Source organism: Kitasatospora sp. HUAS MG31, from assembly GCF_040571325.1.
Lineage (GTDB): Bacteria > Actinomycetota > Actinomycetes > Streptomycetales > Streptomycetaceae > Kitasatospora > Kitasatospora camelliae.
The window spans coordinates 5,095,912-5,121,360 of the sequence record NZ_CP159872.1 but is presented as its reverse complement, the minus strand read 5'-3'; the positions used below and the strand labels follow the sequence as shown (position 1 = coordinate 5,121,360).

Annotated in this window: 15 protein-coding genes and 3 rRNA genes; 4 read left to right on the top strand and 14 right to left on the bottom strand. The window is 70.2% G+C overall.

Going from position 1 to position 25,449, the window contains the following annotated elements; translation table 11 throughout:
• Nucleotides 1–349 precede the first annotated feature (349 nt).
• Nucleotides 350–2,905: a SpoIIE family protein phosphatase gene (locus tag ABWK59_RS23105; protein WP_354642510.1), complete on the top strand. Its 2,556-nt coding sequence runs from the start codon at nucleotides 350–352 to the stop codon at nucleotides 2,903–2,905.
• Between the two features lie 267 nt (nucleotides 2,906–3,172).
• Nucleotides 3,173–3,733 (top strand): acetate uptake transporter, encoded by a 561-nt coding sequence (locus tag ABWK59_RS23100; RefSeq protein ID WP_354642509.1) that lies wholly within the window; start codon nucleotides 3,173–3,175, stop codon nucleotides 3,731–3,733.
• A gap of 78 nt (nucleotides 3,734–3,811) precedes the next feature.
• Here ABWK59_RS23100 and ABWK59_RS23095 read toward each other — a convergent pair whose 3' ends face one another.
• A complete protein-coding gene (locus ABWK59_RS23095; RefSeq protein WP_354642508.1) occupies nucleotides 3,812–5,017 on the bottom strand; it encodes an MFS transporter in 1,206 nt (401 codons plus the stop codon).
• A gap of 119 nt (nucleotides 5,018–5,136) precedes the next feature.
• On the opposite strand from ABWK59_RS23095, the gene ABWK59_RS23090 reads away from it, so the two are divergent.
• Nucleotides 5,137–6,231, top strand: a complete 1,095-nt coding sequence (locus ABWK59_RS23090) for a winged helix-turn-helix domain-containing protein (protein WP_354642507.1) — start codon at nucleotides 5,137–5,139, stop codon at nucleotides 6,229–6,231.
• Here ABWK59_RS23090 and ABWK59_RS23085 read toward each other — a convergent pair.
• The 8 genes from ABWK59_RS23085 to ABWK59_RS23050 all read right to left on the bottom strand — a co-directional run bounded on the left by ABWK59_RS23085 (nucleotide 6,228) and on the right by ABWK59_RS23050 (nucleotide 18,114).
• Entirely contained in the window at nucleotides 6,228–7,226 is a 999-nt protein-coding gene (locus ABWK59_RS23085; protein WP_354642506.1) for a phosphatase PAP2 family protein, read from the bottom strand. The genes ABWK59_RS23090 and ABWK59_RS23085 overlap by 4 nt on opposite strands.
• 235 nt (nucleotides 7,227–7,461) lie before the next feature.
• Nucleotides 7,462–7,578 (bottom strand): 5S ribosomal RNA (gene rrf, locus ABWK59_RS23080).
• Between the two features lie 69 nt (nucleotides 7,579–7,647).
• A 23S ribosomal RNA gene (locus ABWK59_RS23075) occupies nucleotides 7,648–10,755 on the bottom strand.
• A 281-nt stretch (nucleotides 10,756–11,036) separates the two neighbouring features.
• A 16S ribosomal RNA gene (locus tag ABWK59_RS23070) occupies nucleotides 11,037–12,558 on the bottom strand.
• Together the 16S, 23S and 5S rRNA genes form the textbook arrangement of a ribosomal RNA operon.
• Nucleotides 12,559–13,216: 658 nt before the next feature.
• Nucleotides 13,217–14,725 carry a CoA-acylating methylmalonate-semialdehyde dehydrogenase gene (locus ABWK59_RS23065; RefSeq protein WP_354645072.1) on the bottom strand — a complete coding sequence of 503 codons (1,509 nt, stop codon included), beginning with the start codon at nucleotides 14,723–14,725 and terminating at the stop codon, nucleotides 13,217–13,219.
• A 211-nt stretch (nucleotides 14,726–14,936) separates the two neighbouring features.
• Nucleotides 14,937–15,752, bottom strand: a complete 816-nt coding sequence (locus tag ABWK59_RS23060) for a hypothetical protein (protein WP_354642505.1) — start codon at nucleotides 15,750–15,752, stop codon at nucleotides 14,937–14,939.
• Between the two features lie 135 nt (nucleotides 15,753–15,887).
• Nucleotides 15,888–16,376 carry a hypothetical protein gene (locus tag ABWK59_RS23055; protein WP_354642504.1) on the bottom strand — a complete coding sequence of 163 codons (489 nt, stop codon included), beginning with the start codon at nucleotides 16,374–16,376 and terminating at the stop codon, nucleotides 15,888–15,890.
• A gap of 220 nt (nucleotides 16,377–16,596) precedes the next feature.
• On the bottom strand, nucleotides 16,597–18,114 hold the full coding sequence (locus ABWK59_RS23050) for a gamma-aminobutyraldehyde dehydrogenase (RefSeq protein ID WP_354642503.1): 1,518 nt from the start codon (nucleotides 18,112–18,114) through the stop codon (nucleotides 16,597–16,599).
• Nucleotides 18,115–18,406: 292 nt separating this feature from the next.
• Between ABWK59_RS23050 and ABWK59_RS23045 the strand changes: the two genes are divergently transcribed.
• Nucleotides 18,407–20,041 (top strand): PucR family transcriptional regulator, encoded by a 1,635-nt coding sequence (locus ABWK59_RS23045; protein ID WP_354642502.1) that lies wholly within the window; start codon nucleotides 18,407–18,409, stop codon nucleotides 20,039–20,041.
• Between the two features lie 184 nt (nucleotides 20,042–20,225).
• On the opposite strand, the gene ABWK59_RS23040 is transcribed toward ABWK59_RS23045, so the two are convergent.
• The 5 genes from ABWK59_RS23040 to ABWK59_RS23020 form a co-directional block, all read right to left on the bottom strand.
• Entirely contained in the window at nucleotides 20,226–20,948 is a 723-nt protein-coding gene (locus ABWK59_RS23040; RefSeq protein WP_354642501.1) for a hypothetical protein, read from the bottom strand.
• Nucleotides 20,945–21,967, bottom strand: coding sequence for a WXG100 family type VII secretion target (locus ABWK59_RS23035; RefSeq protein WP_354642500.1), 1,023 nt, complete (start codon nucleotides 21,965–21,967; stop codon nucleotides 20,945–20,947). The genes ABWK59_RS23040 and ABWK59_RS23035 overlap by 4 nt, the downstream gene beginning before the upstream one ends.
• On the bottom strand, nucleotides 21,964–22,278 hold the full coding sequence (locus ABWK59_RS23030; protein WP_354642499.1) for a WXG100 family type VII secretion target: 315 nt from the start codon (nucleotides 22,276–22,278) through the stop codon (nucleotides 21,964–21,966). The genes ABWK59_RS23035 and ABWK59_RS23030 overlap by 4 nt, the downstream gene beginning before the upstream one ends.
• A gap of 134 nt (nucleotides 22,279–22,412) precedes the next feature.
• Nucleotides 22,413–23,771, bottom strand: coding sequence for an aspartate aminotransferase family protein (locus ABWK59_RS23025; RefSeq protein WP_354642498.1), 1,359 nt, complete (start codon nucleotides 23,769–23,771; stop codon nucleotides 22,413–22,415).
• 192 nt (nucleotides 23,772–23,963) lie between these two features.
• A complete protein-coding gene (locus ABWK59_RS23020) occupies nucleotides 23,964–25,409 on the bottom strand; it encodes a gamma-aminobutyraldehyde dehydrogenase (protein WP_354642497.1) in 1,446 nt (481 codons plus the stop codon).
• Nucleotides 25,410–25,449 lie beyond the last annotated feature (40 nt).

Below are 25,449 nucleotides of genomic sequence, written 5' to 3'. Positions count from 1 at the left end.
GGTGGCCGAACTCAACGGGGCCCTCCCACATCGTGACTGGTTCAGTACCGCTCGGGAGCGGGCGGCCGGGAGCCGTGCAGGACCCCCGGCACCGCGTCGACCGTACTGCCCGGCCGACTGTTGCGGACCCCCCAGTCTGTCAGCACGGACGCCGGGTGTCCGGCCGCTTGCGGAGGGTTCACGACTCCCACCCGTGAACCCGTGGGCAGAATCACCCCCAGGTGCCTGTTTCAGCGCCCCGTACCCGCGGGGAACCAAGCGGAAAGTAGGGTGGACCGCTGCACCGGGCCAGGGCCGCCCACCCACCCCGGATCCCGGGCAGCCGGACCAGAGCAGAGGAGATGTGGCAGTGGTCACCGCGCGCGCAGCCGCCACCTTCGAACCGGTCGGCCGTTCGGCCGCCGCCGCGCGCGCCTTCGTGCGCGACGCCCTGCTCGGCTGGGGCCTGCCCGAGGTCGTCGACGACGCGATCGTGCTGGTCAGCGAACTCGTCACCAACGCCGTCGTGCACGCCGGCACCGCCGCCGAGGTGTGCTGCCTGCGCGAGGAGGAGAGCGTCCGGATCGAGGTGACCGACCGCCACCCCGAACGCGACCTGCCCTCCTTCGCCCACGTCTCCGCCGCCTCCTCCGACCGGTACGCCGATCCGGACGGCGAGGGCGGCCGCGGGCTGCTGATGTGCTCGGCGCTGTCCACCTCCTGGGGCGTGGAGTACTCCGCCGGGCGCAAGACCGTCTGGTTCCGGCTCGCCCTGCCCGAGCACGTGCCGGGCACCCGGTACGCGCTGCCCAGCCTCCCCGGCGGCGAACTGCCCGGCTCGGCCGGACCGGTCCGGGTCGCCGTCGCCCAGATCGACGACGACGGCGTGGTCCGGTCCTGGAACGCCGACGCCGAGGCGCTCTTCCGGCTCCCCGCCGAGCAGGTCCTCGGCCGCCCCTGGGCCGACCTCGCCGCCTGGCCGCAGTCCGTCACGGGCCTCGGCCCGACCCTCGACGAGACGCTCCGGCTGGCCCGCTGGGAGGGCGGCTTCGGCCTCCGCCGCGGCGACGGCGGCGTGGCCGGGGTGTACGGCCTGCAGGTCCGGCTGCGCGACAGCGCCGGCGTGCCCAGCACGCTCTGTCTGCTGGTCGACGAGCAGGACCGCGCCGTCCTGCGCACCCCGCAGCACACCGCCGACACCCCCGCCGCCGTACAGCCGCTCGACCTGCTGGTCGGCCAGGTCGCCCCGGACGACCTCGGCTCGCTGCTCCAGGGCATCGTCGAGCGCGCCCGCGACCTGCTCGACGCCGACGCCGCCTACCTGATGCTCACCTCCGAGGACGAGACCGAGTTCGAGGTCCGCGCCGCCACCGGCCTGTCCGGGGCCGGACGCCGCTTCACCCGGCTGCCGATCGAGTCCGGAGGCCGCTTCGACTCCGCCCGGCTGCCCGCCGTCCACGAGGACCTCACCGGCCGCCCGCACGCCGCCCCGCTGCTCTCCGACACCGGCCTGCGCTCGCTGATCACCGTGCCGCTCAAGGTCGAGGGCCGGCTGACCGGTTCGCTCGGCGTCGCCGCCGCCGGCCCCGGCCGCTACGACAACGAGGACGCGCTGCGCCTGCAGTTCGCCGCCGACCGGATCGCGCTGGCCCTGGAGAGCGCCCGCCTCACCGAGCTGGAGCGGTCGAGACGGGGTTCGCTGTCCTTCCTGGTCGAGGCCTCCGAGTTGCTCGCCGGCACCCTGGAACACGAGCAGACGCTGGCCCTGATGGCCCAGATGGCCGTGCCCACCCTGGCCTCCTGGTGCGCCGTCTACACCACCGCCGAGTCCGCCGCCGGCGCCGAACTCGCCTTCGTGCTGCACGAGGACGAGGACCGGATCGACCCGCTGCGGGCGATCCTCGACAAGACCCCCGCCCCGGACGCCGCGCCCTCCCCCGCCGCCCGGCCGTGGCCGGCCCCGGCCGACACCGCGCGCGCCCTCGGCCTGCCCGAGAGTCCCGAACTCGCTGGCCTGCTCGGCGAGACGCTGGTGCTGCCACTGTCCGCCCGCAACCGGGTGATCGGCCTGCTGGTGCTCGGCGCGGCCGCCGGCGTCCGGTTCCGCCAGGAGATCCTGGAGCTCGGCGCGGACCTCGCCCGCCGGGCGGCCCTGGCACTCGACAACTCCCGGCTGTACTCCGAGCGCACCGCCACCAGCCAGGCCTTCCAACGCGCCCTGCTGCCACCCGAGTTGCCCAAGATCCCGGGCGTGGAGGTGGAGGTCTTCTACCAGGCGGCCGGCGAGGGCAACGAGGTCGGCGGCGACTTCTACGACATCTTCCCGATCCGCGAGGGCACCTACGGCTTCGCCATCGGCGACGTCTGCGGCACCGGCCCCGAGGCCGCCTCGGTCACCGGCCTCGCCCGCCACTCGCTGCGACTGCTCGCCCGCGAGGGCCTCAGCGCCCCGCAGGTGCTCAGCCGGCTCAACGCGGCCATCCTCGACCAGGGCGCCCGGGCCCGCTTCCTCACCCTGCTCTACGGCGAGTTGACCCCCCGCCCGGACGGCTCCACCACGCTCTCCCTGGTCTGCGCCGGCCACCCGCTGCCGCTCCGGCTGCGCACCGACGGCCAGGTCGACCAGGCCGCCTCACCCCAGCCGCTGCTCGGCGTGATGGACGAACTCGACCTGACCGCCGAGGAGTTGGTCCTCGCACCGGGTGAGGTGCTGCTCTGCGTCACCGACGGCGTCACCGAACGCCGCGAGGGCAGCCGGATGCTCGGCGACGACGGCCTGGCCGAGGTGCTCACCGGCTGCACCGGTCTGACCGCCGGAGCGGTGGCCGCCCGCGTCCAGCGCGCCGTGGAGCGCTTCGCCCCCGAGCCGCCCTCCGACGACATGGCGATCCTGACGCTGCGCATCCCCACCCAGCGCACCCACTGAACCGCCGCCGGGCGGCCGGCCGGACGGATCAGCTGACGGTTGTACAAATCGTGACGTTCACAAGGGTACAAGCGCGCGTGACCCGGGTAGACCGGAGAGTACCGGGGATTCCTCCCCGGAGGGGACACTCCAGCACCTGACCTGCTGGTTCTTCACTTCGCCGGTGCAGCCCGCACGCCTCTTCCGTGCGCCCGCGCCCGGCCGCGCGCCACCACCTTCACCGCCGTGAACGCGCCATGCCCTGGCGCAGAGCGAAAGGAGCCTCCGGTGAGCAACGATGCTTCCGGGGCGAACGCCCGACCCGCAGGAGCCGACGCGGGTCCCCTCGGATACCTGGCACTCGGCCTGACCCTCCTCGCCTACGGCCTGCTCGGCACCGGTGTGCTCAGCGGCACCAGCAGCGGCGGCGCCGCCTCGCTCGCCCACCTGGTCGGTGGGCTCACCCTCTTCCTGGCCGGACTCTGGCAGTTCCGCGGCGGCGACCGCTTCAGCGCCACCGCCTTCACCAGCCTGGGCGCCTTCTGGGCGACCTGGTCGGCCGCGGAGGCCGGGAGCAAGAACACCGCCGGTGTGTTCCTGCTGCTGTGGGCGCTGCTGGCGCTCACCCTGACGGCGGCCGGCTGGGGCGGCGGCCTGCTCAGCCGCGCCGTGTACGGCCTGCTGACGGTCTCGCTGCTGCTCAGCGCCGTCGCCACCTTCAACGACAGCAGCGGCCTGGGCAAGCTCGCCGGCTGGGTGGCCGCGGCCTCCGGCCTCGCCGCCTGGTACTGGGCCACCGCCTCGCTGACCGACGGCCGCTGGGGCCGGGTGGCGCTGCCGGTCAAGTGACCCCCGCACCACCGGAGGGCCGGGCCTCACCCCCACGGGGCCCGGCCCTCCGGGCCGTCCGGAACGGCCGGCGGGGGGCTACCGTCGGGCTGCGGCGGCGGCCCGTACCTCGGGGCGCGGCCGGGGCACCGGGCGGCGCAGTCCCGGTGCCAGCGCCAGCGTCACCGCCGTGGAGGCCGCCGCCATCACCGCCATCGCCGATCCCGTCGGCAGGTACTCGGCGAGCGCGCCCGCCAGGGTCGCCCCGACCGCCTGCATCGCCAGCATCCCCGAGCCGTGCAGCCCGAGCGCCTGACCGTGCAGTTCCACCGGCACCAGCGCCCGCAGCCGCTCCTGCAGCAGCAGGCCGGCGCTGAACCCGACCGTCGCCACCGCCACCAGCGCCGCACCCGTCACGGTCCCCGGCCGGAACCAGAACAGCAGCATCGGCACGGCCAGCAGCAGCCGGACCGGCGTCAGCAGCCCCGCCCGGTACCGGGCCGGCACGAACCTCCCCATCAGCACGTCCCCGGCCAGCATGCCGCCGGCACCGGCCATGAACAGCACCCCGGCCGAGCCGCCCGCGTACGGCACGAACAGCGCCTCCACGCCCACCACCAGGCCGTTCGGCACCCACAGCGCCAGGTAGACGCAACGCACCGCGGGATCCGCCAGCAGCACCCGGTTGACCCGCCAGGTCTCCCGGACCGAGGGCCGGCCGGCCACCCGGGCCGGCCGCCGCGACAGCCCGCACCGCACCACCAGCGCCCCGGCCAGGTACAGCCCCGCCGCGAGCACCAGGGCACCCCGCGGCGACACCGTCCCCAGCAGCAGCACCCCGCAGCCGTTCCCGAGGATCTGCACCGTGCCCGCGCTGATGTTCAGCACCGAGCGGGCCAGGACGAACCCCTCGGCCGGAACGATCTCGCTGATCAGCCCCCACCGGACCGCGCCGCCCACCGAGTTGGCCAATCCGGTCAGCACCAGCACGGCCAGCGTCAGCGGGACCGGCAGGCCCGGCCAGGCCAGCGCCAGCGCGGCCGCCGCGTACAGCGGGCCGAGGGCCGCCATCGTCCGCCGCGGCGGCAGCCGGTCCGCCGCCGACAGCAGCAGGGCCGCACCGATCACCTGCGCGAACGAGGCGCCGAACATGCTCACCGCCGCCAGCAGGGGCGAACCCGTCCGGTCGAAGACCAGGGTGGCCAGCGCCAGCCCGGACACCGTCCCCGCCGCGACGTTGAGCGAGCCCGAGACGAACAGGGCGGCGAACTCCGGGACCCGGAAGAGCTCTTGGTAACTTCGCATGCCGCACAGGGTGGAACGCCGGAACACCACTCCCGTACTGTTTCGTCCGGAGACGAAACATGCGGGCGACCCGGGGTGTGACGGACGGGCGGCCCGGGCCGGGGCGGGGGCGGGCTGACGTGGGCGTGTGGCTGATCGACGCGGACGTGCTCGCCGGCAGCCGGTTCACCGTCTCCGCGCTGGCCGAGACCGTCGCCGCCCTGACCACCCTCTCCTCGGAGCGATGCGAGCCGTGGCAGCGGCCCTGGCTGGCCACCCACCTGCCGGCCTTCCGCGCCCGGCTGGCCGAGGACCCGTTCAACCGCTGCTGGCTCCGCGCCGCCGCCGAGTCCCGCTGGACGCCCGACTTCGTCTGCCCCCCACCGCGCCGGCAGGACCACCGCTTCGCCGACGAGCTCGCCCGCCAGCGGGCCGTCCCCGTCGACACCGCCCGCGCCGATCTGGAGACCACCTGGGGCGGCCCGCTCCCCTGCGCCCTCGACGTCCCCGACCCGGCCGACCGGGTCGCGGACCTCGTGGAATGGGTCTGGGAGCACACCGTCCGGTCCGACTGGCCGCGCCGACGGCGGATCCACCAGGCCGACATCGTCAGCCGGATCCACCGCCTCGGCCAGGACGGCTGGGCGGCCACCGTCCGGGAGCTGTGCGAGCCCCTGGAGTGGCTCGGCGACGGCCGCCTGCGGATCAACGACCACCAGCGGCCGCCCCGCGACCTCTCCGGCGCCGAGCTGGTCTTCATTCCCACCAGCGCCCGCCGCGGCTGGGTCTGCTGGGACCTGCCCGAGCGCTACGCCATCGTCTACACCGCCGGCGGGCAGCTGGCGGACGCCGGCCACGCGACCGCCCCCGGCCACGCGACCGTTCCCGTTCCCGGGTCCGTTCCCGTTCCCGGGTCCGCGCAGGGCGGCCCTGCCGGGGAAGGGGCGCCCGAGGCCGTCGCCAGGCTGCTCGGCCGGACCCGGGCCGACCTGCTGGCCCGCCTCGATCCACCGAAGAGCACCAGCCAGCTCGCGGCCCTCACCGGACTGGCGCTGGGCACCGTCGGCGACCACCTGAAGGTGCTGCTGGACGCCCGTCTGGCCACCCGCCGCCGCGCCGGCGCCTCGGTCCTCTACTACCGGACGGACCTGGCCGACCGCCTGCTCGCGCCGGACCGTACCGGCCACCCGGCTCGTGCATCGGCTCGTCAGCCCGCTCGTTCGCCCGCCCGTTAGCCCGCGGGCCTGCCAGGGGGACCGCTCCGGCTGCCCTCCGGCACCTCCAGCGCCTTGCTCATCCGGGTCGCCCCGGCGACGGCGCGGGGCTGCTGGGGGCGGAAGGCGGGCTCGGCCACCGCCTCGGCGTGCGCCGGGGACGGCGACGGACCGGGGGCCTCCTCGGGGGCGGCCCCCTGCTCCTGGGAACGCTTCGTCTCCGGTACCGCCAGGTCCGCCTGCCGCCAGCCGGAGGCCGCGTACTGCACCAGGTACACCACCAGCAGCAGCCCGACCGCGACCAGCCCGTCCGCCCAGAAGTGGTTGGCGGTGACCACCACGACCCACACGGTCAGCACCGGATGGGCCAGCGCCAGCCAGCGCCACCGCCCCCGCGCGACCTTGATGACCGCGACCGCGACGATGACGCACCAGGCCACGTGGACCGACGGCATCGCCGACAGCTGGTCCGCGACCACCCCGGCCACCGCACCGCCGTACACCGACTGCCCGTACTGCGCGGCCACGTCCACGAATCCGCTGTCCGGAAGCATCCGCGGCGGCGCGACCGGGATGAACTGGATCAACAGACAGGCCAGGGTCGTCAGCACCACGGTCGTCCGCACCCACGCGTACCGCGCCCGGTGCCGGACGAACAGCCACAGCAGCAGCGCCAGCATCACACCGAAGTGCATGGTCGCGTAGTAGTAGTTGGCCCCCTGGACCAGCCACGGATACGGCTCCGCCGCCCGCTGCCAGGACGCCTCGTCGGGCAGCCCCAGCCTCAGCTCGGTCCGGTGGATCCACTCCGCCCGGTCGAGGGCGTGATCGGCACTCATCACCGACAGGTGCCCGACCACCTGCCACAGGCTGAACAGCGCCAGCAGCGTGCCCGCCTCCCGCAGCGCGGCCCGCACCACCGGGCGCCGCCCGGACCGGCTGACCGCGAACGCCGAGCCGTACAGCACGACGGAGGCGACCGCCGAGGTCTGCCAGGTCAGCGTCAGGTTCTGCATTGGCGCAGAGTACCCACTGCCGTCCCGGATCGCGCGCCCATCTCGCCTGGCACCTCGCCCCGCGCACGGCCGGTACACGGTCCGTACCCGCCCGTCGCGGAACGCTCCCGGTTTCCCGGCTGTTCGGTTCCTCTCGGTCCGTTCTCGGCCCTTTCTCTGTCCGTTCTCAGTCCGTTCCGGGTCCGGAAATGCGAAAAGGGCCCCGCACGAATGCGGGGCCCTTCCCTGAATGATTGTTCGGCGGCGTCCTACTCTCCCACAGGGTCCCCCCTGCAGTACCATCGGCGCTGTGAGGCTTAGCTTCCGGGTTCGGAATGTAACCGGGCGTTTCCCTCACGCTATGACCACCGAAACACTATGAAACTATCCGCCGGCAAGACGGGTCGTGGTTTCAGAACCAACACAGTGGACGCGAGCAACTGAGGACAAGCCCTCGGCCTATTAGTACCGGTCAACTCCACCCCTCACAGGGCTTCCATATCCGGCCTATCAACCCAGTCGTCTACTGGGAGCCTTACCCTCTCAAGGAGGTGGGAGTGCTCATCTCGAAGCAGGCTTCCCGCTTAGATGCTTTCAGCGGTTATCCCTCCCGAACGTAGCCAACCAGCCATGCCCTTGGCAGGACAACTGGCACACCAGAGGTTCGTCCGTCCCGGTCCTCTCGTACTAGGGACAGCCCTTCTCAACACTCCTACGCGCACAGCGGATAGGGACCGAACTGTCTCACGACGTTCTAAACCCAGCTCGCGTACCGCTTTAATGGGCGAACAGCCCAACCCTTGGGACCTACTCCAGCCCCAGGATGCGACGAGCCGACATCGAGGTGCCAAACCATCCCGTCGATATGGACTCTTGGGGAAGATCAGCCTGTTATCCCCGGGGTACCTTTTATCCGTTGAGCGACGGCGCTTCCACAAGCCACCGCCGGATCACTAGTCCCTACTTTCGTACCTGCTCGACCCGTCAGTCTCACAGTCAAGCTCCCTTGTGCACTTACACTCAACACCTGATTGCCAACCAGGCTGAGGGAACCTTTGGGCGCCTCCGTTACCCTTTGGGAGGCAACCGCCCCAGTTAAACTACCCACCAGACACTGTCCCTGATCCGGATCACGGACCCAGGTTAGACATCCAGCACGACCAGAGTGGTATTTCAACGTCGACTCCACAACAACTGGCGTTGCTGCTTCAAAGTCTCCCACCTATCCTACACAAGCCGAACCGAACACCAATATCAAGCTATAGTAAAGGTCCCGGGGTCTTTCCGTCCTGCTGCGCGAAACGAGCATCTTTACTCGTAATGCAATTTCACCGGGCCTGTGGTTGAGACAGTCGAGAAGTCGTTACGCCATTCGTGCAGGTCGGAACTTACCCGACAAGGAATTTCGCTACCTTAGGATGGTTATAGTTACCACCGCCGTTTACTGGCGCTTAAGTTCTCAGCTTCGCCCTAGCCGAAACTAGACTAACCGGTCCCCTTAACGTTCCAGCACCGGGCAGGCGTCAGTCCGTATACATCGCCTTACGGCTTCGCACGGACCTGTGTTTTTAGTAAACAGTCGCTTCTCGCTGGTCTCTGCGGCCACCCCCAGCTCGGAGTGCAAGACTCGTCACCAGGAATGGCCCCCCTTCTCCCGAAGTTACGGGGGCATTTTGCCGAGTTCCTTAACCACAGTTCACCCGAACGCCTCGGTATTCTCTACCTGACCACCTGAGTCGGTTTAGGGTACGGGCCGCCATGAAACTCGCTAGAGGCTTTTCTCGACAGCATAGGATCATCCACTTCACCACAATCGGCTCGGCATCAGGTCTCAGCCTCAATGAGTGACGGATTTGCCTATCACTCGGCCTACACCCTTACCCCGGGACTACCACCGCCCGGGCTGGACTACCTTCCTGCGTCACCCCATCGCTCACCTACTACCACCTTGGTTCAGCGGCTCCACCACTCCCCATTGCCCGAAGGCTCCGGGGCGGCTTCACGGCCTTAGCATCAGAGGGTTCAACGTTGGCGCTTCAAAGCGGGTACGGGAATATCAACCCGTTGTCCATCGACTACGCCTGTCGGCCTCGCCTTAGGTCCCGACTTACCCTGGGCAGATCAGCTTGACCCAGGAACCCTTGGTCAATCGGCGCAAGAGTTTCCCACTCTTGTATCGCTACTCATGCCTGCATTCTCACTCGTGAACCGTCCACAACTCGATTCCTCGGCTGCTTCACCCGGCACACGACGCTCCCCTACCCATCCACACAGCCGTTGGGCCTACACGTGTGAATGACACGACTTCGGTGGTGTACTTGAGCCCCGCTACATTGTCGGCGCGGAATCACTTGACCAGTGAGCTATTACGCACTCTTTCAAGGGTGGCTGCTTCTAAGCCAACCTCCTGGTTGTCTCTGCGACTCCACATCCTTTCCCACTTAGCACACGCTTAGGGACCTTAGTCGGTGTTCTGGGCTGTTTCCCTCTCGACCATGGAGCTTATCCCCCACAGTCTCACTGCCGTGCTCTCACTTACCGGCATTCGGAGTTTGGCTAAGGTCAGTAACCCGGTGAGGCCCATCGCCTATCCAGTGCTCTACCTCCGGCAAGAAACACACGACGCTGCACCTAAATGCATTTCGGGGAGAACCAGCTATCACGGAGTTTGATTGGCCTTTCACCCCTAACCACAGGTCATCCCCCAGGTTTTCAACCCTGGTGGGTTCGGTCCTCCACACGGTCTTACCCGCGCTTCAACCTGCCCATGGCTAGATCACTCCGCTTCGGGTCTTGGGCGTGCAACTCAATCGCCCTATTCGGACTCGCTTTCGCTACGGCTACCCCACACGGGTTAACCTCGCTACACACCGCAAACTCGCAGGCTCATTCTTCAAAAGGCACGCAGTCACAGTCCGAAGACTGCCCCCACGGCTTGTAGGCACACGGTTTCAGGTACTATTTCACTCCGCTCCCGCGGTACTTTTCACCATTCCCTCACGGTACTATCCGCTATCGGTCACCAGGGAATATTTAGGCTTAGCGGGTGGTCCCGCCAGATTCACACGGGATTTCTCGGGCCCCGTGCTACTTGGGAGATGAGCAAGCAAGCCGCTGATGTTTCGTCTACGGGGGTCTTACCCTCTACGCCGGACCTTTCGCATGTCCTTCGACTACACCAACGGTTTCTGACTCGCCGACCGGCCGGCAGACCGATCAAGCTCATTCCCACGACCCCCAAGCGGCAACCCCTGCCGGGTCTCACACCACTTGGGTTTAGCCTCATCCGGTTTCGCTCGCCACTACTCCCGGAATCACGGTTGTTTTCTCTTCCTGCGGGTACTGAGATGTTTCACTTCCCCGCGTTCCCTCCACACTGCCTATGTGTTCAGCAGCGGGTGACAGCCCATGACGACTGCCGGGTTTCCCCATTCGGACACCCCCGGATCAAAGCTCGGTTGACAGCTCCCCGGGGCCTATCGCGGCCTCCCACGTCCTTCATCGGTTCCTGGTGCCAAGGCATCCACCGTGCGCCCTTAAAAACTTGGCCACAGATGCTCGCGTCCACTGTGCAGTTCTCAAACAACGACCAGACACCCAAACTCAACACCCCGAACCGGGATGCCTCGCATGAGGCCGGCAACTCTGAAGCAACAACCTTGATGGCCGTTCCTTCAGGACCCAACAGCGTGCCCGACACACCAGCGGTCGTCCTGTGTTCCACGCCGAAGCAGTACTAACAGACCCCATACCAGTGTGCCGAATAGTCAACGTTCCACCCATGAGCAACCGTGCGAGACATTCGCTCGCAGTCGGCCATGTGCTCCTTAGAAAGGAGGTGATCCAGCCGCACCTTCCGGTACGGCTACCTTGTTACGACTTCGTCCCAATCGCTGGTCCCACCTTCGACGGCTCCCTCCCAAGGGTTAGGCCACCGGCTTCGGGTGTTACCGACTTTCGTGACGTGACGGGCGGTGTGTACAAGGCCCGGGAACGTATTCACCGCAGCATGCTGATCTGCGATTACTAGCAACTCCAACTTCATGGGGTCGAGTTGCAGACCCCAATCCGAACTGAGGCCGGCTTTTTGGGATTCGCTCCGCCTCGCGGCATCGCAGCCCTTTGTACCGACCATTGTAGCACGTGTGCAGCCCAAGACATAAGGGGCATGATGATTTGACGTCGTCCCCACCTTCCTCCGAGTTGACCCCGGCAGTCTCCTGTGAGTCCCCATCACCCCGAAAGGCATGCTGGCAACACAGAACAAGGGTTGCGCTCGTTGCGGGACTTAACCCAACATCTCACGACACGAGCTGACGACAACCATGCACCACCTGTACACCGACCACAAGGGGGCGCCCATCTCTGGACGTTTCCGGCGTATGTCAAGCCTTGGTAAGGTTCTTCGCGTTGCGTCGAATTAAGCCACATGCTCCGCTGCTTGTGCGGGCCCCCGTCAATTCCTTTGAGTTTTAGCCTTGCGGCCGTACTCCCCAGGCGGGGAACTTAATGCGTTAGCTGCGGCACCGACGACGTGGAATGTCGCCAACACCTAGTTCCCAACGTTTACGGCGTGGACTACCAGGGTATCTAATCCTGTTCGCTCCCCACGCTTTCGCTCCTCAGCGTCAGTAATGGCCCAGAGATCCGCCTTCGCCACCGGTGTTCCTCCTGATATCTGCGCATTTCACCGCTACACCAGGAATTCCGATCTCCCCTACCACACTCTAGCCTGCCCGTATCGAATGCAGACCCGGGGTTAAGCCCCGGGCTTTCACATCCGACGCGACAGGCCGCCTACGAGCTCTTTACGCCCAATAATTCCGGACAACGCTCGCACCCTACGTATTACCGCGGCTGCTGGCACGTAGTTAGCCGGTGCTTCTTCTGCAGGTACCGTCACTTGCGCTTCTTCCCTGCTGAAAGAGGTTTACAACCCGAAGGCCGTCATCCCTCACGCGGCGTCGCTGCATCAGGCTTTCGCCCATTGTGCAATATTCCCCACTGCTGCCTCCCGTAGGAGTCTGGGCCGTGTCTCAGTCCCAGTGTGGCCGGTCGCCCTCTCAGGCCGGCTACCCGTCGTCGCCTTGGTGGGCCGTTACCCCACCAACAAGCTGATAGGCCGCGGGATCATCCTGCACCGCCGGAGCTTTCCACCCACCCCCATGCAGGAGCAGGTCATATCCGGTATTAGACCTCGTTTCCAAGGCTTGTCCCAGAGTGCAGGGCAGATTTCCCACGTGTTACTCACCCGTTCGCCACTGATCCACCCCGAAGGGCTTCACCGTTCGACTTGCATGTGTTAAGCACGCCGCCAGCGTTCGTCCTGAGCCAGGATCAAACTCTCCGTGAATGTCAACCCGTGATCGGGTATCCCACTCGCGGAAGAGCGGCACGGCAACCACCGGAATAAGGTGATCCCGCGCACTGCGTCCTCGCTAGTGTTATTTCAAAAGGAATCTCCAACAAGACCATGACGGCCTCGCCGGGGATGTCAACATATCTGGCGTTGACTTTTGGCACGCTGTTGAGTTCTCAAGGAACGGACGCTTCCTTCGGACCGCCTTCCAGCGGGCCCTCCGGGCGCTTCGTTCTTTCGTGTTTCCAGCTTATCAGATCCGAGCTCGTGCTCTTTCCCGACTCGCTTTCGTCTTCTGCGCCTTGACGGCCCGTCCGACGTTTCAAACTCTAGCCGATCCCCGCTCCGAAAAGCGAATCCGGCCGCAATCCATATAAACGCGCACGCCGAATTCGCACAGGGGCGCGACAAAGCGCGACCCAGCCCGGACCGGGAAGTGGTGTTTCAAGGGATTGGCCGCTCCGGGACCGTCCGCGCAGACGCGTGTCCGGTGCTCCCTGCCGAGCGACTAGTGAACACTACGCCGATCCTCGGTCCGGTGCAAACGGCACGCGGGGCTGCCGGCCGGACGCGGGAACGACGCTGCGCGGGCCGGACCGCGGGGGGAGCGGTCCGGCCCGCGCAGCGGGTGGTGGAGCGAAGGGGGGCTGGATCAGCTGTGGGTCGGGAAGCCCAGGTTGATCCCGCCGTGGGACGGGTCCAGCCAGCGCTGGGTCACGGCCTTGCCGCGGGTGAAGAACTGGACGCCGTCGGGGCCGTAGGCGTGGGTGTCGCCGAAGAGCGAGGCCTTCCAGCCGCCGAAGGAGTAGTAGGCGACGGGGACCGGGATCGGCACGTTGATACCGACCATGCCGACCTCGACCTCGTTCTGGAAGCGCCGGGCGGCGCCGCCGTCGTTGGTGAAGATCGCGGTGCCGTTGCCGTACGGGTTGTCGTTGATGAGGGCCAGGCCCTCCTCGTAGGAGGAGACGCGGACGACGGAGAGCACCGGGCCGAAGATCTCGTCGTTGTAGACGGACATGCCGGGCTTGACGTGGTCGAACAGGGTCGGGCCGAGCCAGAAGCCGTCCGTGGTGGGGGCGCCGGTGGCGTCCTCGGCGGAGACCGGGTGCTTGCGGCCGTCCACGGTCAGCTCGGCGCCGTCGGCGACACCGGACTCGACGTAGGAGGTGACCTTGTCGCGGTGCTGGCCGGTGACCAGCGGGCCCATCTCGGAGTCCCCGTTGCAGCCGGGGCCGACCTTGAGGGCGGCCATCCGCTGCTTGATCTTGTCGACCAGCTCGTCGCCGATCGGGTCCACGGCGACCAGGACGGAGACGGCCATGCAGCGCTCGCCGGCCGCGCCGAAGCCGGCGTTGACCGCGGCGTCGGCGCTGAGGTCCAGGTCGGCGTCGGGCAGGACCAGCATGTGGTTCTTGGCGCCGCCGAGGGCCTGGACGCGCTTGCCGTAGCGGGTGCCGGTCTCGTAGACGTACCGGGCGATCGGGGTGGAGCCGACGAAGCTGACGGACTTGATGTCGGGGTGCTCCAGCAGGCGGTCGACGGCGACCTTGTCACCGTGCACCACGTTGAAGACGCCGTCGGGGAGGCCGGCCTCCTTCCACAGCTCGGCGAGGAAGTTGGCGGCGGACGGGTCCTTCTCCGAGGGCTTCAGGACGACCGTGTTGCCGGCCGCGATGGCGATCGGGAAGAACCACATCGGCACCATGGCCGGGAAGTTGAACGGCGAGATGACGGCAACGGGGCCGAGCGGCTGGCGGATCGAGTAGACGTCGATGCCGGTGGACGCCTGCTCGGTGAAGCCGCCCTTGATGAGTTGCGGGATGCCGCAGGCGTACTCCACGACCTCCTGGCCGCGGGCCAGCTCGCCGAGCGCGTCCGAGTGGACCTTGCCGTGCTCGGAGACGATGATCGCGGCCAGCTCGTCCTTGCGGGCGTTGAACAGCTCGCGGAACGCGAAGAGGACCTGGGTGCGCTTGGCGATCGAGGCGTGCCGCCACTCGCCGAACGCGGCGGCGGCCGCTGCCACGGCCTGGTCGACCTCGGCGATCTCGGCGAAGTCCACCTGGCCGGCGACCTGGCCGGTGGCGGGGTCGAAGATGTCGCCGCGGCGCGGGGCGGCGCCGGCGGTGGCCACGGGGGCGCCGTCGATCCAGTGCATGACGTGCTTGCTGCTCAAGGTCTCTGCCTCCTGTCCCGTACGGCGCAGGCCGCCGGTACCCTGTGCGACGCCGTCCGAGGGAGCTGCCGGACCGCGGTGTCGTGCGGTCGGCCGGGCGGCGGGATCGCGGGGTCTCCCGCGCTCACCTCAAGTCTGCGGACCCGGGAGGCCGGTCTCAACGAGCAGCGTGACGGGTATCCGCGGGTCACCCTTACAGGTCGTCGGAGCCCGGTGAGCCGGCCCCGCGCCCGGCGGCGTCGGCCCGACCAGCCCGGTCGGCCCCTTCGGCACCCCCGGTGTCCCCGGTGTCCCCGGTGTCCCCGGTGTCCCCGGTGTCGTCGGCGTCCTCGGCGTCCTGGTCCTCGGCGTCCTCCAGGTACGGGTCGTGCAGGCCGTCGGCGAGCTCGGTGGTCTCCAGCAGGTCGAGCCGGAGGTCCTGGGCCCAGGTCTGGGCCCAGCGCGGAAGGTCCTCGCCCCACCCGGGTCCGGCCAGCGCGGCGGCCGACTCCAGCCGGTCGGCGAGCTGGGCGGTCTGGAACTCCTCGTCCAACACGGCTGCGAACGCGATGAGTTCGCCCTCCCGGTAGCGGGAGGTGAGGGCGTGGACGGCGGCCAGGTCGACCGGCAGGCCTCGGTCGCACAGGGCGATCAGCGCGAGGCCGGCCGCGTCCTCCAGGGCGGCCACCGGGACGGGCGCCTCGCCGAGCAGTCGGGCCGGGTGGCGCAGCGGTTCCTTGCGCAGCTCGATCGGGAACGGAGCGCCGGTGAGCTGGACCCGGCGGCCGGTGCCGGCCTCCTCGCGGACGGAGTGGCCGGCGGTGCGCAGGGTCTCGGCGAGGCCGGCGGCGATGTCGGCGAGCGGCGGGCCCTCGGCGGCGACCAGGACGAGCCCCCCGCCGGGGACGGACGGGATGCCGTGGGCGCGCAGGGCGTCGGGGCCGGCCAGGGCGAGCGCGTGGCGCAGGCAGAACGGCTGGACGGTCTCCAGCAGACGCACGTGGGCTTCGGCGAGGACGCTTGCGGTCATGCCACCAGTCTGGCGGGTCGGAGGGCGTCGGGTGCGGTGCGCCGCGTCGTCCGTGGCCGTCCCCCGGCGCCGGGCCGCACCGGATGTGGCGCCGGGCCGTACCGGATGCGGCGGGGAGGCCGGGTCGGCAGCCGCTCAGCCGCGGGCCAGCAGCCGGGCGGCGGCGTCGTGGAGGGCGAGTTCGAACAGTCCCGGGTCCACCAACTGTCCGGTGCCGTCGGGTGGTTGGAGCCAGTGGCAGGCGCCGGCGCGGCGAGTGGGGTGCGGAAGGGCGATCCAGCTGCCGGCCGCGGCGGCGCGGACGCCGCTGGCGATCCACTCCTGGGCGGTGCCGGCGGGCACCAGGAAGCCGAGGTCGGCGGACCGCCCGCTCCGGTCGTGCCCGGCCCCTGTTCCGTCGGCGAAGACCGGTCCCGGCCCCGCCGGCCGGGTGGTGAACGCGGAGAGGACGTCCAGGGCCGGACGGCCGAGGCGGGCGCGTACGTACAGGACGTCCCAGCGCCGGCCGGCGGGGAGCAGGGCGACGCCCAGTCCGGTGCGCTCCCAGCTGCGGCGGCAGGCCTGCGGGTCGGGGGCGGCCTGGGTCAGCCAGGTCAGCGGATCGGGGGTGCGGGTGTGCTCCACGGCTGGTCCTCGTCCTCTCGGTGACGGCGGGCGGGGTGCCCGCCGTCACCGGGGAGAGCGCGGAGCCGGCGCGTTCTTACAGCACTCGCGCGGCATTCGTGCGTGATTCGTGCGCGATTCGCGCGGCATTCGTGCGGCGCGGGGCCGCGAACCCGTCGGCCCCGGAACAGTCCCGATCGGGACCGATCGGTCCCGGTCGAAGGTCAGCCCCGGTCGAAGCTCAGCCCCGGTCGCCGAAGATCGTGCGGTGCCAGTCCTTCCGGGCGACGGCGGTGGTGTCGTACATGACGTGCTTGATCTGGGTGTACTCGTCCAGGGAGTACTGCGACATGTCCTTGCCGTAGCCGGAGGCCTTGTACCCGCCGTGCGGCAGCTCGCTGATGATCGGGATGTGGTCGTTGACCCAGACACAGCCGGCGGCGATCTCCCGGGTGGCGCGCAGCGAGCGGTGGACGTTGGTGGTCCAGGCGGAGGCGGCGAGGCCGTACGGGGTGTCGTTGGCGAGGCGCAGCCCCTCCTCGTCCTCGTCGAAGGGGAGGACGACCAGGACCGGGCCGAAGATCTCGCTCTGGACGACCTCGCTGTCCTGGGCGGCGCCGGTGATCAGGGTGGGCTGGTAGTAGGCGCCGAGGGTGAGGTCGGTGCCGTCGTGGCCCTTGGTCCCGGGGGTGCCGCCGGTGACCACGGTGGCGTAGGAGCGGGCGCGCTCGACGAAGCCGGCGACGCGGTCGCGGTGGGTGTAGGAGACCAGCGGGCCGAGGTCGGTCTGCGGGTCGAGCGGGTCGCCGAGGCGGATGGCGCGGTAGAGCTCGGCGACGCCGTCGACGAAGGCCCGGTAGAGCGGGCGCTGGACGTAGGCGCGGGTGGCGGCGGTGCAGTCCTGGCCGGTGTTGATCAGCGAGGCGGCGACGGCGCCGTGCACGGCGGCTTCGAGGTCGGCGTCGTCGAAGACCACGAAGGGGGCCTTGCCGCCGAGTTCCAGGTGGGTGCGCTTGACGGTGGCGGTGGCGAGTTCGGCGACCCGCCGGCCGACGGCGGTGGAGCCGGTGAAGGAGACCATGGCGACGTCGGGGTGGGAGACCAGGCGCTCGCCGGCGAGTCGGCCGGAGCCGGTGACCACGTTGACCACGCCGTCGGGGATGCCCGCGTCGGTGCAGGCCTGGGCGAACATCAGCGCGGTGAGCGGGGTGAGTTCGGCGGGCTTGAGGACGATGGTGTTGCCGGCGGCGACGGCCGGGAGGACCTTCCAGGCGGCCATCTGCAGCGGGTAGTTCCAGGGGGCGATGGAGCCGACCACGCCGACGGCCTCGCGGCGGACGTAGGAGGTGTGGTCGCCCGTGTACTCGCCGGCGGCCTTGCCCTCCAGGTTGCGGGCGGCACCGGCGAAGAAGGAGGCGTTGTCGATGGTGCCGGGGACGTCGAACTCGGTGGTGAGCTTGATCGGCTTGCCGGTCTGCGCGGTCTCCACCCGGGCGAAGTCCTGGGCGCGCTCGGCGAGCACGGCGGCGAGCCGGTTGAGCGCCTCGGCCCGGGTGCCGGGGGTGGCGGCGGACCACGCGGGGAGTGCGGCCCGGGCGGCGGCGACGGCGGTGTCCACGTCCTCGGCGGAGGCCAGGACGACCTCCCGGACGGTGCTGCCGTCCGCCGGGTTGACCACGGTGAAGGTCTCGCTGCCGGTGCCTCCGGTGAGCCGTCCCGCGAGGTACTGCGCTCCCGCGTCGAAGCTGCTCAGGTCCATGACGTCCTCGCCTCGTGTCCGCCACTGCCGGGTTCCGGCCAGTGCTCCTGCTGCCGACCATGCCCGTCGGGCCGGGGCCCGGACAAGGGTCACTCCGCCAGCGGGGCCGGGAAGCGGCTTACAGAGTGCAAGGCCGCCGACGGGTGACAGGGCGCCTGGCGGCTGGATGATTTAGTTGACACCTTGGACCCCCCTTGACCACCTTGGCCCCCCTTGGCCTCCCTTCAACCGCTTTGACCCCCCCCGTGAACCCCCGCTGGAAGGCCCCGCGATGCTCCCCACCGTCGCCCGTGTGCTCGATCTCGACGTGATGCGGCGCGGGCTGCCGCAGGTGGTGGCCGGTGCGGCGCAGCTGGAGCGGCCGGTGCGGTGGGTGCACGTCAGCGAGCTGCCGGACGTGGCAGGGGTGCTGCGCGGCGGGGAGCTGGTGCTGACCACCGGCATCGCGCTGCCGGAGGACCGCGAGGGGCTGGCCCGGTACGTCAAGGAGCTGGACGAGGTCGGGGTGGCCGGTCTGGTGGTCGAGTTCGGCCGCCGGTACTTCGACTCGCTGCCGCGGGCGCTGGTGCACGCGGCGGAGCAGCGCGGGCTGCCGCTGGTGGTGCTGCGCCGGGAGCTGCGGTTCGTGGCGGTGACCGAGGCGGTGCACGCGCTGGTGGTGAACGCGCAGCTGGAGCAGCTGCGGGTGTCGGAGGCGGTGCACCAGGTCTTCAACGAGCTGGCGGTGGAGGGCGCGGAGCCGGCCGAGGTGGTGCGGCAGGTGGCGCAGATGGCCGGTGCGCCGGTGGTACTGGAGAACCTGGCGCACCAGGTGCTGGCGCACGATCCGGCGGGGCGGCCGGAGGCGGAGCTGCTGGAGGACTGGGAGAAGCGTTCGCGGGGGGTGCACCCGGGCGGCCGGACGGGGTACGACCCGCGCAGCGGCTGGCTGGTGACCGCGGTGGGAGCGCGCGGGCAGGACTGGGGCCGGCTGGTGCTGGTGGACGATCCGGCGCCGCTGCCGGAGGGGGTGGCGCACCGGCACGCGATGCTGCTGGAGCGCGGTGCGGCGACGCTGGCGCTGAACCGGCTGGTGGTGCGGGACCGGGAGAGCCTGGAGCGGCAGACCCACCGGACGCTGCTGTCGGGGATCCTGACCCATGCGCTGACGGTGTCCGAGGTGGCGCTGCGGGCACAGGCGCTGGGGGTGCCGCTGGAGGGGCGGCGTCTGGTGGGCGTGGTGCTTCGGCAGCGCCAGGGGTCGATCCCGGCGGCGCTGGAGGCCCAGGCCCGGTTGCGGGACTTCACCGAGCTGGCGGCGTCGGCGATCCGGAGCAGCCGGCTGTCGGCGCTGGTGGGCGCGATGGACGACGAGGGTGTGGGCGTGCTGGTGGCCCTGGGTTCGCAGCAGGACGAGCACGCGGCGCTGGAGTCCTTCTCCACCTCGCTGCGCCGGCTGCTGGCGGAGGCGCACCGGGACGCGGGGACTCCGCCACCGCACCCGGTGATAGCGGTGGGCTCCTCGGTGGGCTCGGTGCGGGACGCCCGGCGGACGCTGCTGGAGGCGACCCAGGTGGCGGACGCGGCGCTGCACGACGCCCCGGGCGGCCGGGCGGCGGCGTACTACCGGCTGCCGGACGTCCGGCTGCGCGGCCTGCTCCACCTGCTGCGCGACGACGAGCGTTTGCAGACGTACGTGGAGCGGGAGTTGGGACCGCTGCTGACGTACGACGCGGAGCACGGCGGGCAGTTGGTGCAGATGCTGCGGATCTACCTGGAGCAGGGGCGGAACAAGTCGGCGGCGGCGGACGCGGCGCACCTGTCCCGGCCGTCGTTCTACGACCGGCTGCACAAGGTGGAGCGGATCCTGGGGGTGGACCTGGACCAGGTGGAGTCCTGCCTGTCGCTGCACGTGGCACTGCTGGCGCTGGACGCGGTACGGCGCTGAGGCGGGGCGCCGATCGGGGCGCTGGGGGGCTGCGCGGGGACGCTGCGAGGCGCGAAACCGCCCGCCGGCCCCGGCCGTCGGTGACGGTCGGGGCCTGCGGGCGTTCGGGGTCGGCGGGCGTCCGGGGTCCGGTCTCCGGGGATCCGGCGTTCGGCCGCGGAGTGGGTCGGCTCAGTGCACCGGTTCAGTGCGACGGCGGCGGCACGGCACCCCGGGCGAGGGCCTCCAGCGCGGCCGCGTCCTTCTCGCCGATCTCCAGGGCGGCGCGGGAGCCGTCGGCGAAGTGGGCGTCGGCCCGGCCGGAGACGGCGGTGAGGCGCAGCTCGATCCGGGTCAGCTGCCCGCCGGGGATCTCGCCCAGTACCTCGGGCCCCTTGCCGAGCTCGTGGACCAGCAGGATCCGGCGGTCGGTGAAGACCATCAGGGTGTCGTGGTTCTCGTAGTCCCGGGTGGCCTTGGGGCCGGTGAGCACCGCGATGGCGAACCGTCCGGCCTGGCTCTCCCAGCCGCCGACCAGACCGCGGCCGCGGAAGATCCGCCGCATCACCCGGAAGAAGCCGAAGACGGCCTCCTCCAGGAGTTCGATCACCACCGCGACGATGTCGAAGAGGTAGTAGAGCACCCGCAGCGCGCCGTCCCGCTCGGGGCGGTACCGGCGCGGGACCCGTCGGACGAGGTCGCTGAGGTCCACGTTGACGATGCCGAGCAGCCGCTCGCCCGGCGGGACGACCGGGGCGACCGTCGGGACGTAGCTGTCCGGACCGGTGGTGTAGCGGTGCGAGGAGTAGACCTGCGCGCCGTACTGCGGAGCGCCGTACTGCTGGTGCGGTGCCCCGTACGGCGCCGGCGCGCCGTACTGCGGAGCGCCGTACTGCGGTGCCCCGTACTGCTGCTGTCCGCCCGTCATCCGAACGCCTCCTCGACCCGGGTCGTCGGCACCCGGTACGGGGCGTTCTTCGGCGGCCCGTCCAGGGCGCCGGTCACGGTGTCCACGCCCTTGTCGCTGAAGACGGTGTCGCCCAGCACCCCGGCGAGGTCGCCGGCGCCGATCGCCGTGCCGAGGCCGCCCTTGACCCCGCCCTTGACGGTGCCGAAGCCGGCCTGGAGCGCCCGGGCGGTGGCGTACTCGCCGAGGTTCTCCAGCGAGGGGTCCTTGACCACGTTCTTGAGGCTGTCCCAGCGGTTGCCGGCGCCGCCGAGCTTGCGGACCGCCTTGGCCGCCTTCCGGGCCTCCTTGATCTTCTCCCAGCTGCGGCCGGCCGCGCGCATCTCCTTGACCGCGTCCCAGAGCTTCTGCAGGGCCTGCTCCAGCTTGGTGGAGACCCGGCCGACGCGCGCGATGAAGATGGCGATCTCGCCCTCGACGATGAGCGCCTCGGCGGCGGTCGCCAGGCCCAGGGTGAGGATGTCGACCACCACGCCGGCGGCGAGCGTGATGATGAGGGTCTCGATGGCCTCGCGGATGATCTCGATGATCAGCTGCTCGGCGAGCTGGCACTCGGCCGCGGCCTGGCTGATGATCTGGGCGATCTGCGCCATGTCGTCGGCGGTGGCGTCGATGGCCTCGACGACCTTGCCCATGTGCGCGCCGAAGGCCTCGGCGGCGGCGCCCTCCCACTCCCCGGGCAGCGAGCTCGCGGAGGAGCGCAGGGCGGCGGCGACCTGCCGCATGGCCTCGGCCTGGTCGTTCCAGGCCTGGGCGGCCGCGGTGAGCTCGGCGAGGTGGCCGGTCACCTTCTCCAGCTTCTCCATCATCCCGGTGGCCTCCAGGGCCGCCTTGACCATGGAGTCGAGGCCGGCGTCCAAACCGTCGGCGACCGGGTTCTGGATGTCCGGGATAGGGTCGAGCGGCCCGGTGAGCTGGGCGCGGGTCCACGTGAAGGCGTCCCCGACCTGCCCGAACGAGACGGGTACCGGCGTGCTCATCGGCCACCCCCGTAGACCGCCGCCACCACGTGGTCCTGGTCCTCGTAGGCCGCGGCCGAGTGCTCCAGGCCCTCGGCGGTCGCCTGCAGGATCTCGATCAGGTCGGTGAAGTTCTCCTGGTCGGCATCCGCGTGCTCCTGGTACGCGGCGTACAGCTCACCGGAGTTCGGCAGCTTGCCGAAGTCGTCGGAGGCGAGCGTGACCGATCCGAGGACCGACCGGATGCTCGCGATCTGCTGCGCCTGGTCCTCCAGGACCCGGCTGTACGCCTTCAGTGCCGCGGGATCGACGCGGAACCCCTGCTCCCCCATGTGCCGTCCTTCAGTCGCGCAAACAAACGCATCATCGTACTGATCATCAGGCCAAGGAGAAGCCAAGACCCCGGACGGGTTGTCCGGGGTCCCGGTGAGGATTCGGTGCGGACCGCCGATTGGCCCGCGAACCGTCAGACGGTGTGCGCGTCGGTGAGGGTGAGCACCTCGTCGAGGATCGCCAGGCCCGTCTTGGCCTCCTCCTCGGTGATCGTGCAGGGCGGTACCACGTGGAAGCGGTTCATGTTGACGAAGGGCCACAGTCCGCGCTGCTTGCAGGCGGCGGCCAGCGCGGCGGCCGGCGCGTTGTCGGCGCCCGACGCGTTGTACGGCACCAGCGGCTCGCGGGTCTCCCGGTTCTTCACCAGGTCGAGCGCCCAGAACACGCCGAGGCCGCGCACCTCGCCGATGGACGGGTGCCGCTCGGCCAGCTCGCGCAGGCCCGGGCCGAGCACCTTCTCGCCGATCGCCCTGGCGTTCTCGACGATGCCCTCCTCCGCCATGGCGTTGATGGTGGCCACCGCCGAGGCGCAGGCCAGCGGGTGCCCGGAGTAGGTGAGGCCGCCGGGGAAGGGCCGCTCGGCGAAGGTGTCGGCGATCGCGCCGGAGATCGCCACGCCGCCCAGCGGCACGTAGCCGGAGTTGACGCCCTTGGCGAAGGTCAGCAGGTCCGGGGTGACGTCCCAGTGGTCGGCGGCGAACCACTCGCCGGTACGGCCGAAGCCGGCCATCACCTCGTCCAGGATGAAGACGATCCCGTACCGGTCGCAGATCTCCCGGACGCCGGCCAGGTAGCCGGGCGGCGGGATGAGGATGCCCGCGGTGCCCACCACGGTCTCCAGGATCACCGCGGCCACGGTGCCCGGACCCTCGAAGGCGATCACCTGTTCCAGGTGCGCCAGCGCGCGCTCGCACTCCTGGGCCTCGCTCGTGGCGTGGAACACCGAGCGGTAGGCGTACGGGCCCCAGAAGTGGACGATGCCGGAGACGCCGGTCTCGTTGGCCCAGCGCCGCGGGTCGCCGGTCAGCGCGATCGCGTTGGCGGTGGCGCCGTGGTACGAGCGGTAGGTGGAGAGCACCTTCTGCCGGCCGGTGTGCAGCCGGGCCATCCGGATGGCGTTCTCGTTGGCCTCGGCGCCGCCGTTGGTGAAGAAGATCTTGTCCAGGTCGCCGGGGGTGCGCTCGGCGATCAGCCGGGCGGCCTCGCTGCGGGACTCCTGGGCGAAGCCGGGGGCGATGGTGCAGAGCTTCGCGGCCTGCTCCTGGATCGCCGCGACCACCTTGGGGTGCTGGTGGCCGATGTTGGTGTTCACCAGTTGCGAGGAGAAGTCGAGGTAGCGCTTGCCCTCGTAGTCCCAGAAATAGGAGCCCTCGGCGCCGGCCACCGCGAGGGGGTCGATCAGCGCCTGGGCGGACCACGAGTGGAAGACGTGCGCGCGGTCGGCGGCCTTGACGGCCTGGCCGGCGGCTGAGTCAGCGGTGGGGGTGCTCATGCGCCCAGCCTAGGTAAAAGGGCTCCGACCAGGCAGTTGCATCCTGTCACGTGGACGTCGCGTCGCCCTGACAGGATGACAACCGCCCCGGAGGCCGCGAGGGGCGCGGGGAACCGCGGACGACCGCTCCTCGTCGGAGGGCCGGCCGCGCGGTCCCACGCGCCCCGGGGTGAGCCCGAACGGCTCGCCGGATCAGATCGCGGTCATCACGTGCTTGACGCGGGTGTAGTCCTCGAAGCCGTACGAGGACAGGTCCTTGCCGTAGCCGGACTTCTTGAAGCCGCCGTGCGGCATCTCGGCGACCAGCGGGATGTGGGTGTTGATCCACACGCAGCCGAAGTCCAGGCGGCGGGACATCCGCATGGCGCGGGCGTGGTCCTTGGTCCACACCGAGGAGGCGAGCGCGTACTCGACGCCGTTGGCGTAGCCGACGGCCTGGTCCTCGTCGGAGAACTTCTGCACGGTGATGACCGGGCCGAAGACCTCGTTCTGGATGATCTCGTCGTCCTGCTGCAGGCCCGAGACCACGGTCGGGGCGTAGAAGTAGCCCTTGTCGCCGACCCGGTGGCCGCCGGCCTCGACCTTGGCGTGGGCGGGCAGCCGCTCGATGAAGCCGGTGACCTGCTTCAGCTGGTTGGCGTTGTTCAGCGGGCCGTAGAGCACGTCCTCGTCGTCCACGCCGCCGGTCTTGGTGTCGGCCGCGGCCTTGGCGAGGGCCTCGACGAAGGCGTCGTGGATGGACTCGTGCACCAGGACGCGGGTGGCGGCGGTGCAGTCCTGGCCGGCGTTGAAGAAGCCGGCGACGGAGATGCCCTCGACGGCCTCGTCGATGTCGGCGTCCTCGAAGACCACGACCGGGGCCTTGCCGCCCAGCTCCAGGTGGACGCGCTTGACGTCCTTGGAGGCGGACTCGGCGACCTGGATGCCGGCGCGGACCGAGCCGGTGATGGAGGCCATCGCCGGGGTGCGGTGCTCGACCATCAGGCGGCCGGTCTCGCGGTCGCCGCAGATCACGTTGAAGACGCCGGCCGGGAGCTCCAGCTCCTTGAGGATGCCGCCGATGATCTCGGCCAGCAGCACGGTGGAGGCCGGGGTGGTGTCCGAGGGCTTCAGCACGACGGTGTTGCCCGCGGCGATGGCCGGGGCGAACTTCCAGACGGCCATCATCATCGGGTAGTTCCACGGCGCGACCTGGGCGCAGACGCCGACCGGCTCGCGGCGGACGATCGAGGTCATCCCGTCCATGTACTCGCCCGCGGCCTTGCCCTCCAGCAGGCGGGCGGCGCCGGCGAAGAAGCGGATCTGGTCCACCATCGGACCGATCTCCTCGGAGAGGGTCAGCCCGCGCGGCTTGCCGGTGTTGCGGACCTCGGCGTCGACGATCTCGTCGGCCCGCGCCTCGACGGCGTCGGCGATCTTCAGCAGCAGCTTCTGCCGGGTGCTCGGGGTGGCGTCGCGCCAGATCGGGAAGGCGGCGTCGGCGGCGGCCATCGCGGCGTCCACGTCCGCGGCGCCGGACAGCGGCGAGGTCGCGTACACCTCGCCGGTGGTCGGGTCGATGATGTCGAGGGTGCGGCCGTCCGCCGCGTCGACGAACTCGCCGTTGATGTAGTTGCGCAGCGTACGAAGCTCGCTCACGGATCTCTCCTCGGTCTGGGCCTGCGTCGTTGCAGAACCG